Annotated in this window: 10 protein-coding genes; 2 read left to right on the top strand and 8 right to left on the bottom strand. The window is 70.9% G+C overall.

Annotation, left to right across the window (positions count from 1 at the left end; genetic code table 11):
* The 7 genes from KME78_RS42960 to KME78_RS42930 form a co-directional block, all read right to left on the bottom strand.
* Positions 1-274, bottom strand: a 274-nt coding sequence (locus KME78_RS42960) for a Zn-ribbon domain-containing OB-fold protein (RefSeq protein WP_219535286.1), incomplete at its 3' end; no start/stop codon positions are given.
* A 57-nt stretch (positions 275-331) separates the two neighbouring features.
* Positions 332-1,120, bottom strand: coding sequence for an enoyl-CoA hydratase/isomerase family protein (locus tag KME78_RS42955; RefSeq protein WP_219535285.1), 789 nt, complete (start codon positions 1,118-1,120; stop codon positions 332-334).
* 79 nt (positions 1,121-1,199) lie between these two features.
* Complete coding sequence (locus tag KME78_RS42950) at positions 1,200-2,324, bottom strand: acyl-CoA dehydrogenase family protein (protein WP_219535284.1); 1,125 nt, start codon at positions 2,322-2,324, stop codon at positions 1,200-1,202.
* On the bottom strand, positions 2,324-4,879 hold the full coding sequence (locus KME78_RS42945) for an ATP-binding cassette domain-containing protein (RefSeq protein ID WP_219535283.1): 2,556 nt from the start codon (positions 4,877-4,879) through the stop codon (positions 2,324-2,326). Before KME78_RS42945 ends, KME78_RS42950 begins: the two co-directional genes overlap by 1 nt.
* Before the next feature lie 10 nt (positions 4,880-4,889).
* Positions 4,890-5,759, bottom strand: coding sequence for a branched-chain amino acid ABC transporter permease (locus KME78_RS42940; protein ID WP_219535282.1), 870 nt, complete (start codon positions 5,757-5,759; stop codon positions 4,890-4,892).
* 353 nt (positions 5,760-6,112) lie between these two features.
* Positions 6,113-7,459 carry a class II 3-deoxy-7-phosphoheptulonate synthase gene (locus tag KME78_RS42935; RefSeq protein ID WP_219535280.1) on the bottom strand — a complete coding sequence of 449 codons (1,347 nt, stop codon included), beginning with the start codon at positions 7,457-7,459 and terminating at the stop codon, positions 6,113-6,115.
* Positions 7,460-7,549: 90 nt separating this feature from the next.
* The gene (locus KME78_RS42930; RefSeq protein WP_219535279.1) at positions 7,550-8,746 is read right to left on the bottom strand and encodes an FAD-dependent oxidoreductase; all 1,197 of its coding nucleotides are present in this window, start codon (positions 8,744-8,746) and stop codon (positions 7,550-7,552) included.
* 118 nt (positions 8,747-8,864) lie between these two features.
* Between KME78_RS42930 and KME78_RS42925 the strand changes: the two genes are divergently transcribed.
* Together KME78_RS42925 and KME78_RS42920 are read left to right on the top strand one after the other, a co-directional pair.
* On the top strand, positions 8,865-9,899 hold the full coding sequence (locus KME78_RS42925) for an anti-sigma factor (protein WP_219535278.1): 1,035 nt from the start codon (positions 8,865-8,867) through the stop codon (positions 9,897-9,899).
* Between the two features lie 430 nt (positions 9,900-10,329).
* Complete coding sequence (locus tag KME78_RS42920; RefSeq protein ID WP_246653147.1) at positions 10,330-12,597, top strand: M64 family metallopeptidase; 2,268 nt, start codon at positions 10,330-10,332, stop codon at positions 12,595-12,597.
* On the opposite strand, the gene KME78_RS67530 is transcribed toward KME78_RS42920, so the two are convergent.
* Positions 12,541-13,536 (bottom strand): phosphotransferase family protein, encoded by a 996-nt coding sequence (locus KME78_RS67530; protein WP_219535276.1) that lies wholly within the window; start codon positions 13,534-13,536, stop codon positions 12,541-12,543. The two genes, KME78_RS42920 and KME78_RS67530, sit on opposite strands and share 57 nt — an antisense overlap.

The following is a 13,536-nucleotide window of genomic DNA, read 5'->3' as shown; positions in this document are numbered from 1 at the left end:
CTCGGGTGGCCGGCTCGATCCGCAGCGGCATGCCGATCCGGATCGAGCCGAGGTCGTCGATGTCGAGCACCGCCGCGACGCGGACGCCTTCCGGCAGTTCCACGTAACCCAGCGCGAACGGCCGGAAGCCGTCCTGCGGCGGCACGAACGGGGGTGATTTCGGAGCGAACCGCTGAACCGTCCAGGTCCACAGCTCCCCAGCCGAGGACAGCGTCACCGGAGAGGCCGCCTGACCGCAGCGCGGACAGGCGCCGTCAGCCGGGTAGACCGTCACCGCGCACGCCTCGCACCGGGAACCTCGCAGACCAGTGGCCTGATGCGCCGACACCGGTCAGCGACCCTTCCACTTCGGCTCGCGCTTCTCCAGGAACGCGGCCACGCCTTCGGCGGCGTCCTGGGAGTTGAGCGTCACCCCGACGGCCAGGTGCTCCATCACCATCAGCGACTGGATGTCGGCCTCCAGGCTGCGGTCGATGGTCATCTTCGTGATCCGCATCTGGAAGGGGCTCTTGTCGGTCAGGTGGCTGATGAACTCCTCGACCGTGGCATCGAGCTCCTCCGCGGGCGCCGACTTGTTGATCAGGTCGAAGTCGACCGCCTCGGCACCGGACAGCAGCTTGCCGGTGAGCATCAGCTCCTTGGTCTTGCGAATGCCGATCATGCGAGGCACCCGGTAGATCGGCCCCGCCCCGCCGAACAGCGCCCGGCGGATGTGAAAGTCACCGATCTTGGCATCGTCCGCGGCGATCGCGAAGTCACAGGAGATCATCAGCTCGAAGCCGCCGGCCGTGACATGACCCTCCAGCACCGCCACGGAGGGGGTGCTCATCGAGTACAGCCGGTCGCAGACCTTCGCCGAGATGACCGCCACGTCCATGGCCGTGCTGCTGCCGATGTAGTCGGCCTGCAGCTCGTCGAGATCGAAGCCCGAGCAGAACGTGCCACCCCGGCCGCGCAGCACCAGGACGCGCAGTTCTGGGTCGGCGTCGACCTCGGTGATGATCTCGTCGAGCCGCTTGAGAATCGGCAGGGTTACGCAGTTCTTCTTCCACGGGCGGTTGAGCCACACTCGCGCGACGTTGCCATCGCGCTCGAACTGGATCTCGTCCTCTACCGTCACTGTTCCTCCTAAACTAAACTGAATTCAGTACAGTTTCAGCGGCCCGGTACGGCCCTGTCAAGGGTTGGCATCGGGCATGTCAGGCCACGGTGAAACCGAGCAGGCCGCCCAGGCGTGCCCGGTGGTCGTCGGCCGTGCCGAACAGAACCTCCGCCGCACGAGCGCGACGCAGATAGAGGTGGGCGGGGTGCTCCCAGGTGAAGCCGATGCCTCCGTGCAACTGCACGTATTCGGCGGTGGCCTGGCGGTACACGCCGGAACAGACCACCTTCGCCGTGCTCGCCGCCACCGGCAGGTGCTCGGCCGAAGCTGTGACGCAGGCCACCGCGTAGACGGCGGCCGAACGCGCCGCCTCGATCTCGACCAGCAGGTCGGCCAGCCGATGCTTGATCGCCTGAAACGAGCCGATCTGCCGGCCGAACTGACGGCGTTGCAGCACGTACGACACGGTCGCGTCGAGCGCGTGCGCGCTCCCGCCGACCTGCTCGGCGGCCAGCGCGGCGCGCCCGATGTCGAGCACCCGCCCGGTGATCGCGACGGCGCTCCCCGGCTGCCCGATCTGCGTGAACGGGGTGTCCGCGAAGGTGACCAGAGCCTGGGGACGGGTACCGTCCAGAACGGTCCGGGCCGTCCGGGTGAGGCCTTCCGCGCCACGCTCGCACGCGAAAAGACCGGCCCCATCGGCGGTCCGCGCCGCGACGAGGATCAGGTCGGCTCCGCACCCGTCGAGCACGAAGTCGGCCGCCCCGCTGCCGACCCACCCGCCCTTTCCCGGCGTGGCCCGTAGCCCGCCGCCACCCTCGTCGAAGCCCGCGACCGTCGCGGTGAGGGTGCCCTCGGCGATGCCGGGAAGGTAGCGGGCGCAGGCTTCGCGATCTCCACTGAGCAACAGGGCGTAGGTCGCGAGCACGGTGGTGGAGAGCAAGGGGGCGCACAGCAGCGCCCGCCCGGCCTCCTCGAAGACCACCGCGAGCTCCGCGAACGAGAAGCCCGACCCGCCGTACTCCTCCGGTATCACCAGCCCCTGGACGCCCAGTTCGGTGGCCATCCGCGCCCACAGTGCCGGGTCGTGTCCGCGGCCGGTCGTCAGGTGCTCGCGTACGTCCTGCGACGCGGCGGCCTCGGTGAAGAAGTCGCGCAGGACCTCCCGTAGTTGCTTGCGTTCATCGGTGTCGCCGAGCAGCGCCGGATCGACGTCGAGCATCAGGCCTCCAGTTCGTTGACGTCGCGTAGCTTGAGCAAGGTCGCGGCCTCCCCACCGAAGTAGGCCAGCTCCGCGGTCTCGGCGAACAGGGGGTCCGACGCGTCCCCGCGGGCGGCCACCCGGCCCTCGTGCAGCACCACCACCTCATGGCAGGAGGTGAGCGCCCGGCTGAGCAGCTGCTCCAGGAGCACGATCGTCATCCCGTCGCGGGCGAGCTGGTTGATCCGGGCGTAGACCTCGTCGACCAGGGCCGGCGCCAGCCCCAGCGCGGGCTCGTCGAGGATCAGCACATCCGGCCGGGCCATCAGGGCCCGTGCGACGGCCAGGATCTGCTGCTCGCCTCCGCTCAGCCCGGCCGCGGCCACCGAGAGGCGGGCGCGGAGCCGCTCCGGCAGCCATTCGGCGGTCTCGTCGAGGCGGGTGCGCAGGGCCGATCCCTGGACGCCCACGGCGTAACCGGCCACTTCGAGGTTCTCCCGCAACGACAGGGTCTTGAAGAGGGCACGGCCTTCGGGGACCAGGCTGCTGCGGACCGGGCGCGCACCGGGCTCGCCGATCCGCACCTGCCCCGACGACGGGCGCAGCGAGCCATGAATGATCTTGCCGAGCGTGCTCTTGCCCGCGCCGTTCGCTCCGACGACACCGATGACCGCGCCCTTGCCGATGTCCAGGTGGATGTCGTGCAGGGCGGCGACACCGCCGTAGTGGTGGCTGACGTCGCGCAGGGCGACGGCGACGCTCTCGCCGGCGCGGGCCGGCAACTCGGCGCGTGTGGCGATCAGGCCGAGGTACGACGACCGCACCTGCGGGTCCGTCAGAATGGTGCCCGGCTCGCCGGAACCGATCGGCTTGCCGAAGTCGAAGGCGACCACCCGGTCGGCGACGGCGAACAGGTCGTCCAGGACGTGATCGATGATCACGACGGCGGCGCCCTGCGCACGCAGACGGACGATCTGCTGGGCGGCCAGTTGACGCTCTGTCGCGTCCAGGCCGCCGAACGGCTCGTCCAGGATCAGCAGCCTCGGCTCCTCGGCGATCGCCCGCGCGAGGTCCAGGCGTTTCTGCAGCCCGAACGGCAGTTCGGCCGGATAGCGGTCGGCCACGTCGGCCAGCCCGGTGCGGGCGAGCAGCTCATCGGCCCGCGCGCGGTCCGCCGTGCCGGCCCAGCGCTTCGTGCACAGCACGTTCTCCGCGACCGTGAGCTCCGAGAAGGTCTCCGCGTGCTGGAAGGTGCGGGCGATGCCCAGCCTGCGCCGGGCGGTGGCCCTCGTCCCCATCAGCTTCACACCCGCGTAGTCGACCGCTCCGGTGATCCGCGCGCCACCGATGAGCCCGGAGACGGCGTTGAGCAGCGTGGTCTTGCCGGCGCCGTTCGGGCCGATGATGGCGAGCACCTCGCCGGGCCGTACGTCGAGCGACGCGCTTTCAAGGGCGTTCAGACCGCCGAATCGCACCGACAGGCCATCGACGACCAGCAACGGCGCCGCGTCGTCCGCGGCCGGCCGGTCCCTCGCCGAGGTGACGGGAGCGCCGTCCCCGTTGTCGTCGACGGTCGCGCTGACGTGATGCTCGCCGTCGAGAAGGCCGGGGCCTCGCCTGCCCAGCGCCCTTCGTACCAGCGAGCCCAGGAACGGGACCACTCCACCGGGGAGGAAGATCAGCGCGGTGATCAGCAGGACGCCCTGCACCACCGGCTGCGGCACCGACACGGCGTCTGCCGCCGCCGGAACCCACGCCAGGTAGACCCCGCCCACCACGGCGCCGAACACCGAGCCGACGCCACCGAGCACGCAGGCCGCGATGATGGTGACACCGAAGTTCAGCGAGAACGTATCAGGGCTGACGAAGCCGGTGATCAGGCCCAGCAGCACGCCGGCCAAGCCGGTGAACGCCGCGCTGACCGCGAACGACAGAGCGGTCTGCGCCTCGGGCACGATGCCCACGGAACGGGCGACCAGCGGGTGTGCCTTCGCGGCGACCAGCCGCATGCGCAGCGCGCTCGACTTGGCGAAGACCGCGATCGCGAACACCACGCCCGCCACGAGGACCGCGAGATACTGGGCCTCGCTACCGCCGCTCGGGACCGTGCCCAGGCCGAGCGCGCTGTCCAGGGGGGACACCGCCACGCCCTGGTCGCCGCCGGTCACACTGGTCCACCGGTTGATCACCTCCAGGGACACCAGGCTGAACGCCAACGTCAGCAGGGCGATGTAGAGCACCGAGAACCTGGCGCCGGCGTACCCGAGGAACGCGCCCATCAGCGCGCATGACGTGATCGCCCCCACGATCACCCACTCCAGCGGCCACTGATGCGCACCGCCGTAGGCCGCGAAGTAGGCGCCCACCGCGACGAACGCTGGGTGACCCACGGACCACACCCCCGACCAGCCGGCCAGGAGGCCGACCGAGAGGACCACGATCGCGTAGACCGCGGCGAGCGCGACCGAATAGGCCTGGTAGGCCGGGATCGCTCCGGACTGCATCAGCGCGATGAGCGCCAGCCCGGCGACCGGGCCGAGCGCGGCCCACGCGAGGTTCGAGCGGGTGAATACCATGTGCTACTCCTCAGACCCGCTGGAAGGTGCGCGTGCCGAACAGGCCCTGCGGGCGGATCAGCAACACGAGGATGGTGAAAGAGAACACGAAGGTGTCGCGGAAGCTGGCCGAGACATAGCTGGCCGCGATGTTCTCCAGCACTCCGACGGTCAGCCCTCCGATGACGGCTCCGTACATGCTCGTGAGACCACCGAGGAAGATCCCGGCGAACGCGCGGAAGAGCGGCGCGGCCAGCACGGTCGGCACCAGCCCCGATCTGGGCGCGTAGAGGCAGGCGGCCAGAGCGGCCAGAGCGAGGCCGAGCGCCCACGCGATCCGCGCCACGCGTTGCGCGCTGATGCCGATGAGCTGGGCGGTGTCCGCGGACTCGGCGACGGCCCGCATCGCCGACCCAAGTGTGGTGCGCCCGAACAGGAAGGCGACGGCCGCCATCGCCGCCGCCGCGATGCCGATGGTCACCAGGCTCTGCGTCGGCAGTGCCGCGTCACCCCATCGGACGGTGCCCTCCACCAGGCTGGGAAAGGTCTTCGGCTGGGTGCCCCAGATCGAGTCCACCACGCTCTCGACGATGAGCGAGACACCCATCGTCACCACGAGCGCGGAGAACAACTGCCCCTGACCGAGCGGCCGGATCACCACCTCTCGCACGATCACCCCGACCACCGCGGTCACCGCTATCGCGGCGACCACCCCCAGCAGCATCGCGACACCACCGTCACGGAACGTGATCGCCACGTACAGCCCCAGCGTGGCCAGGGCGGCGAGGGCGAAGTTCACCACGTCCGTCGCCCGGTAGATGATCACCAGACCGAGGCCCATCAAGCCGTAGATCGCGCCACTGGCGATACCGCTCACCAGGACAAGCAGGAACTGATCCACTCCGACCGCCACCTTCTCGGCGGGGTGACTCACTCGGCAGACGTCCCCCCGCACCAAAATTGAACTCAGTTCGAGAACTGTAGATGAGGAACGGGCGGCCAGCAATAGGTGACCGGTCAGGCTCCTGCCGACGGCGGGACCGAGGAGGGGGGAAGCAGATGGATGGAAGACGGCGTGACAAGGAACGCCGGCGAGTGGCTCGCGATTGTCCTTATGCCTCGGCGGCTGCCTGCCGGGCGGCGGTGGCTTGGGCGAGCGCGCGGCGGGTCCGTTCCTGGCCCTCGCGGCTGGCGGCGGGGTGTGACAGAAGAATGCTCTGGCAGCCCCGGGTCAACCGGGGCTGCCGGCCGTACTCAGCTGGAGCGGTAGAGCTCGGCCACCCGGAACGCGAGGTCGAGCGACTGGCCGCGGTTGAGCCGCGGGTCGCAGGCCGTCTCGTAGCGGCGCGAGAGGTCGTCTTCGACGATCTCGTGGCCGCCGCCCACGCACTCGGTGACGTCGTCGCCGGTGAACTCGATGTGGATGCCCCCGGGATGCGTACCGAGCGAGCGGTGCACCTCGAAGAAGCCCGTCACCTCGTCGAGCACGTCGTCGAGGCGGCGCGTCTTGTGGCCGCTCGGCGCCTCCCACGTGTTGCCGTGCATCGGGTCGCAGATCCAGGCGACCTGCGCCCCCGCCGCGGTGACCTCCTTGACCAGCGCGGGCAGGTGCTCGCGGATCTTGGAGGCGCCCATGCGGGTGATGAACGTGAGCCGTCCCGGCTCGTTCTCGGGGTTGAGCTTCTCGACCAGCGCCAGCGCCTCGGCGGGCGTGGTGGTCGGGCCGAGCTTGACGCCGATGGGGTTGCGGATGCGGGAGAAGAAGTCGACGTGCGCGCCGTCGAGCTGACGGGTGCGCTCGCCGATCCAGACCATGTGCGCCGACACGTCGTACGGCTTGCCGGTCCGCGAGTCGATACGCGTGAGCGCCCGGTCGTAGTCGAGGATCAGCGCCTCGTGCGAGGAGTAGAACTCGACCGTGTGGAACTCCTCCGGGTCGGCCCCGCAGGCGCGCATGAACGCCAGCGCCTGGTCGATCTCCCTGGCCAGCTGCTCGTAGCGGCGACCGGCCGGGGACTCGCCCACGAAGTCCTGGTTCCAGGCGTGCACCTGGCGCAGGTCGGCGTAGCCGCCCTTGGTGAACGCGCGGGCCAGGTTGAGCGTCACGGCCGAGGAGTGGTAGGCCTTCAGTAGCCGCCACGGGTCGGGGTTGCGGGACTCGGCGGTGAAGGCGAACCCGTTGACCATGTCGCCCCGGTAGGCGGGCAGCTCCAGGCCGTCACGCGTCTCGGTGTTCTTGGACCGCGGCTTGGCGAACTGCCCGGCCACCCGGCCGATCTTCACCACCGGCACCTTGGCGGCGTACGTCAGCACGATCGCCATCTGCAACAGCGTTTTGAGCTTGTTGCGCACGTTGTCGGCGGTCGCTCCGGCGAACGTCTCGGCGCAGTCACCGCCCTGCAGCACGAACGCCTCACCTCGCGCGACGGCGGCCAGCTGCTCCTTGAGCTGGTCGCACTCGCCGGCGAAGACGAGTGGGGGCAGGCCGCCGAGCTCGGCGACGACCTTCTCGAGCTCGCTGCGGTCGGGCCAGTCAGGCTGCTGGGCCGCCGGCAGGGCTCGCCAGGAATCGAGTTCCTCGGGATTGCTCAGTGCGCTCACGACATACGAGGGTATGCTACCGGCCCGCGGTCGCCGACCCCGATGTCCACGTTGTGAGAACAACCGCGTACCCGGACGGACCGGACCGGGTCAGCGTTCGGGCGTCATCACGTGCTCCGGGCGCACTCCCAGGCCGAGGAAGCGACGGACCACCCCGGTGACCAGCGGGTTGCGCGGCAGGTCGCGCGGGATGCGAGGCGGGCTCAGCTGGCCGTTGATCGTCGGGCTGATCAGCCGGTCCTGCGCCACCCGCTGCACGGCCTGTGTGACCCTGGTGGGCAGCTGGCGGCGGCGCTGCAGCCGGTGCAGCAGTGCCTCCGGGATGGGCCCGCCCGCCCCCAGCGGCGCCGCCAGCAGGTTGGCCGTGGCGACCGCGTCCTGCACCGCCAGGTTGATGCCGACGCCGAACATCGGTGACATCGCGTGCGCCGCGTCGCCGATGGCCAGGAACCCGGGCCGATACCAGCGGCGGAGCCGGTTGATCGCCACGGTGAGCATGCTGACGTCGTCATAGCTCGTGATCTGCCCGATGCGGTCCCCGAGCCACGGCAGCAGCCGCGCCGCCGGCTCACGGAACGCGTCGATGCCCCGCTCGGCCAGCCGGTCGAAGCCGCCCTTGGGAATGATGTAGGCGAGCTGCCAGTAGGTCTCCCTGTTGATGCCGACCATCATGTGGCCGGTCGAGATCCGCAGGAACGTCTGGTCGGGGTCGCTCTCGACCCGCGGCAGCCGGAACCACAGGACGTCCATCGGCGCGCCGAACTCCTGCGGCACCAGCCCGGCCGCCGCGCGCAACGTCGAACCGCGGCCGTCCGCGGCCACGGTCAGCTCCGCCCTGATCTCATGCTCGCCCGACTTATCGCGATATCGCAGCCCACGCGCCGCGTCGCCCTCGCGGATCAGGCCGGTCGCCTCGGACTCCATGAGCAGCCGGAACGTCGGATACTTCTGGGCCGCCGACGTGATGAGCTTCAGGAAATCCCACTGCGGGACGAACGCGATGTAGTCGTACTTGCCCGGCAGTCCACGCAGGTTCGCCAGCTGGATCGGCCCGTCGTCGGTTATCAGGGCCGCCCCGTACGCCTTGCGGTGGGGGAGCTTCAGGAACTCTTCCGCCAGGCCCAGCTCGTCCAGCACCTGGAGGGTCGATGGATGGATCGTGTCGCCACGGAAATCACGGAGGAAGTCGGCGTGCTTCTCCAGCAGGGTCACCTCGACGCCCGCTCTGGCCAGCAGGAGGGCGAGCATCGCGCCCGCCGGTCCGCCGCCCGCTATTACACAGGACATATTTCATCACCCGATGAGATTGTAGCTCTCTGTGGAGAAATGCATAGAGCATCCGCCATCCGAAACGCCCGAGACGCCGAAGTAAGTGCGTGAACCCCCGAGCGACGTGGAGTGCGACATGAGCGAGGAGCTCCACACCTTCTCCGGCGCCTATGCCGTGCACGCGCTGCCGGACAGCGACGGGGTGCTGTTCGAAAAGCACATGAAGGAGTGCTCCGCGTGCCGGGCGGAGGTGCGGCGCCTGCGCGAGACGGCCGCCCTGCTCGCACTCGCGATCGCCGAACCACCGCCCGCCGCCCTGCGCGCCCGCGTCCTCGCTGCCGTCGCCCGGGTACGGCAGGAGCCCGCCCCCCGCGTACGGCCGCTACCCGCCGACGACGCCCCCACCGTCTGGCACCCCCGCCGCCCGGGAGAGACCCAGGCGGTGTGGGAGGTGACCCACCCTGCCCGGGATGCGCAGCTCCGCGACGCGAGCCTCCCGCCGGGTGACGTGACGGTCTGGAAGGCGGGATCGCCGCGCGATGACGCGATGATCGGCGACGTGAGACGGTGGCCGAACGACGCGACCGACCGCGACACGACCCGCCCGCCGGGTGACGCGACGGGCCGCGAGGCGGTGCCTGGGAGCGGTGGCGGGCGGTCTCAGGAGCGGGCCGGGTCCGAAGGCGTCGTCGTGCCGCTGCGGCGCTGGCGGGGGCGGGCGGTGGCGGGGGTGGCCGCGGTGTCCACGGCGGCGGCCATCGCGCTCGGCGTCGTGGTGTTCGACGCTCGCCGTGACCTGGGCGATCTCCAGGCCAGGGACGGCGAGGTCGCCGCGGTCCTGGCCGCGCCCGACGTCGCGACCGTACGGCAGCCGATCACCGCGGGCGGCAGCGGCACGGTCGTGGTCTCGCGCGCCCGGGGGCGGATGGTGTTCACGTCGTCGGGCCTGCCCGAACTGCCGCGGTCCAGGGTGTACGAGCTGTGGCTGATGGGCCGCGACGGCATCCGCCCGGCGGGGCTCCTGAACCAGCGCCCGGACGGCGTCACCACACCCATGCTGGCCACCGCGGCCAGGGGGGACGAGCACATCGGCCTCACGGTCGAACCGGCGGGCGGCTCCGAACAGCCCACGACCCAACCGGTCCTGTTCGCCGAACTCCCCACGGCCTGACCCGCACCGCACGGGCTGAGGCTCTTGGTGACGCCCAGCCGGTACGGCGGGAGGCTGGGGGGTCCAGTGGGGCGGAGGAGGCTGGGGGGCCCAGTGAGGCGGAAGACGGGTCCAGTGGGGCGAAAGAGGCTGGCGGGTCCAGCGAGGCGGAGGAGGCTAGAGGGTCCAGCGAGGCGGAGGAGGCTGGGGACGCCCAGCGAGGCGGCGGGCCGTGGTGTGTGCGGTCCGGACGGGGTGTCGTGAGTGCCGGGTCAGGGCGGCGGGCTATGACGGCCTGACCCTGGCCGCGTTCCCCAAGGGCGCCCAGCCCGTACGGCGGTCGCACACGCCGTCCGGTCCGAAAGCGGATCGTCGTCCGGAAACGATCATCCCGAAGTTATCGGCGATTCGTATAAGACGCCGGCCCAACAACGGGCCGATAATGCGGGGCATGCGTAGATCCGCGGCCCTGGTCCTTGCCGCCGCCGTCTTATACGTCCCCCCAGTCCACCCAGCCAACGCAGCCGACGCGGCCGCCGTGGCCGCCGCGCCCGGCGCCGCCACCGTCGTGCCGGTCCAGGTCACCGGCGCGCCCGCCAAACGGTTCAACCTGGTCATCATGGGCGACGGCTACACCGAGTCCGAGCAGGCCAAGTTCCAGGCCGACGTCGACCGGCACCTCAACGTGATGTGGTCCATCGAGCCGTACAAGTCCTATCGCGCCTACATCAACGTCTACCGGGTGGACATCGTCTCCGGCGAGTCGGGCATCAGCTGCGACCCCGCCCTCACCTCGCCGAGGAAGACCACCCCGCTCAGCATGGGCTTCTGGGGCCAGTGCAACGCGAGCAGCGTCCAGCGGCTGATCACCATGGACAACACCGCCGCCACCCGCTACGCGAACCTGGTCACCGGCACCACCTCGGCCAACCGGCAGATCCTCGCGCTGGCCAACAGCGGGACGTACGGCGGCGCGGGCGGTTCCTACGCGACCGCGTCCGGCAGCAACTCCATGTCCGCCCTGATCAGCCCGCACGAGCTGGGCCACTCCCTGGGCGGCCTGCAGGACGAGTACGACTACTACCAGCGCGGCGTCCCGGGCGGCGCCTACACGGGACCCGAGCCCGCCTCCGCCCACCACACGCTGCTGACCGAGCAGCAGATGCTGGACCAGAAGAAGAAGTGGTGGCGCTGGCTCGGCGAGCCCAGCGAGTCCGGCGGCCCGATCGGCCGCTACGAGGGCGGCATGTACTCCACCACGGGCGTCTGGCGGCCCAGCCGGCATTCGATGATGAAGACGCTCGGCTACTACTACGACCAGGTGAGCCGGGAGGTGATGGCGCAGCGGATCACCGCCAAGACGACGGTGATCCAGGACGCCACCCCGTCGGCCGCGCCCGTCGGCGCGGACCGGGTGCTCTGGGTGGAGCCCATGCGCCCCAACGGCCACGCGCTCACCGTCACCTGGAACGTCGACGGCGCGGACCTGCCCGGCGGCGAGCCGGACGCGCTCGACCTGCGCATGCTCGGCCTCACCCCGGGCACGCACACGGTCAAGGCGACGGTCACCGACCCGACGAACTTCGTCAGGGACCCGGCGATCCGCGCCGCGATGAGCGCCTCCCGCTCCTGGACCGTCGACACCTCGCTGACCACTCCGCCCGACGGCGTCACTCCCGGCATCGTCTCGTCCACCCCGGTGGACCGGCCGCTGGGCCGTACCGACGTCGTGTACGTGGAGACCACGCACCCGGCCGCGAGCGTGCCCGCGGTCGCGTGGGCGCTCGACGGGAAGCGGGTCGGCGACGGCGACAGCGACCTGGACCTCGGCGCGCTGAAGCCGGCGGACGGCACGCACACGCTCACCGCGACGGTCGGCGGCCGGACGCTGACCTGGACGGTCGACGCCACCTCGCCGAAGACCGGCTACGAGCTGTCGCGGCCGCTGGTCAGGTCCGGTGACACCTACGTCTACAACGGGCCGTTCACGATGAAGCTGACCGGGACCGACGATCAGGGCGGCTACGTGGTCTCGGAGTCGAGGGTCGACGGGGACGGCTGGTTCAACTACTTCGGCTGGCCGACCTCCTCCGAGCTGCCGTGGACGTTCAGCGAGGACGGCACGGTCATCGACTCCCTCGTGTACGGCAAGCTGCCCAGGGGGCGGCACGCGATCGAGTACCGGTCGATCGACGGCGCGGGCAACTACGGCAAGGCGGGCAGCTTCACGGTCACCACGATCGCGCCGCCGCCCGCCTGCACCAGGACCCTCACGGGCGTCCAGCGCGGCCCGCTGACCATCGCCGACGGCGTCACCTGCCTGGACCACGCGCAGGTGAGCGGCCCGGTGACCGTGCGGGCCGGGGCCTCGGTGGTCGTCACCGGCGGTCGCGTCGACGGCGCGCTCATCGCCTCGAAGGCCGCCTCGGTGCAGCTGCTCGGCGCGCGGGTGGACGGCGCGCTGACGGTCGACCGCGCCGGCGCGCTGGCCGTCGTGGGCGCCGACATCCGCGGCGCGGCCCTGCTGACCTCGAACGCGGCCCCGATCCTGTCGGGCACCACGGTCAAGGGCGCGCTCGCCTGTACGGGCAACACGCCCGCGCCGGTCAACCTGGGCGTACCGAACAAGATCACCGGCCTGAGCGCCGGTCAGTGCGGGAAGCTAGCCCCGGGTCCCGGGGGCAAGTCCTACGAGGCGGTCGAGGACGTCCATGAGTGAGGTGGTGGCCAGGTCGCGGATCCGGGCGTACTCCGCCTCGGGATACTGCCGCGGCCCGTTCTCCACCAGCAGGATCAGGTAGAGGTAGGCGCGGTAGAGGTCGAGCCGGGTCCGCGCGGCGGGGGTGAGCTCCACCGGGGTCACCTCGCGGTACCCGGCCAGCAGCGGATCGTCCTCGCGCAGCTCGCCGAAGATGGTCGGCGTGACGAACTCGGCCAGCGGGTCGCCCCAGAACGCCCGTTCGTGGTCGATGATGGCCTGGATCCTGGGCGTCCCCGTGAGGTCCAGGAAGACGTTGCCCGCCCAGACGTCGAAGTGGACGAGGTGCGGCGTGGTCACCTCGTCCAGGACGGGCGCGGCGGCGGCCAGCAGCGCGCCGATCTCCGCGGCGGGCAGCGGGAGCGGCGTCGGGTAGCGCTCGGTGTCGGCGAGCAGCGCCCCCACCATGGCCAGGTACGCCTCGCGCCAGGTGCCGCCGGTGATGGCCGCGTGCGGATAGCCGAACACCTCGCCCGTCACGGCGTTGAACCTGGCCAGGAGGCGGCCCAGCTCGCGGCGGAGGCCGGCTTCGCCGTCCGGTTTCACGTCGTTCCAGGACACGCCGTCGAGCGCGCCGAGCAGCAGGTAGTCGCCGCCCAGCACGGGGTCGTCGAACCCGGCGCCCAGCAGCGTCGCCATCGGCACGCCGGTGGTGGCGGCCAGTTCGTAGGCCGCCGCCTCCATCCGCAGCAGGTTGCGCTCGTAGCTGAGCTGGTCCAGCTCGGGTGGCGGCGACAGCTTGAGCACCACCTCGCGGCCGTCGTCGAGGGACAGCCGCCAGACCGCGTTGGCGTAGCCGTCGGTGAGTTCGGTGGATTCGGTCACGCCCGCGCCGAGCGCGCGCCGGGCGAGGTCGTCGAGCTCGGTGGGCGATAAACGCCGTTTCGTCCTGCTGTCCAC

Source organism: Nonomuraea guangzhouensis, from assembly GCF_019396345.1.
In the GTDB taxonomy this organism is placed as follows: Bacteria; Actinomycetota; Actinomycetes; order Streptosporangiales; family Streptosporangiaceae; genus Nonomuraea; species Nonomuraea guangzhouensis.
The sequence above is the reverse complement of the archived record's forward strand: the minus strand, read 5'-3'. Positions and strand labels throughout refer to the sequence as shown.

Bases quoted from the DNA above. Each gene is read 5' to 3' on its own strand.
- KME78_RS42925 (WP_219535278.1), top strand. From the start codon at position 8,865: ATGAGCGAGGAGCTCCACACCTTCTCCGGCGCCTATGCCGTGCACGCG.
- KME78_RS42920 (WP_246653147.1), top strand. From the start codon at position 10,330: ATGCGTAGATCCGCGGCCCTGGTCCTTGCCGCCGCCGTCTTATACGTC.
- KME78_RS42930 (WP_219535279.1), bottom strand. From the start codon at position 8,746: ATGTCCTGTGTAATAGCGGGCGGCGGACCGGCGGGCGCGATGCTCGCC.
- KME78_RS42950 (WP_219535284.1), bottom strand. From the start codon at position 2,324: ATGCTCGACGTCGATCCGGCGCTGCTCGGCGACACCGATGAACGCAAG.
- KME78_RS42945 (WP_219535283.1), bottom strand. From the start codon at position 4,879: ATGGTATTCACCCGCTCGAACCTCGCGTGGGCCGCGCTCGGCCCGGTC.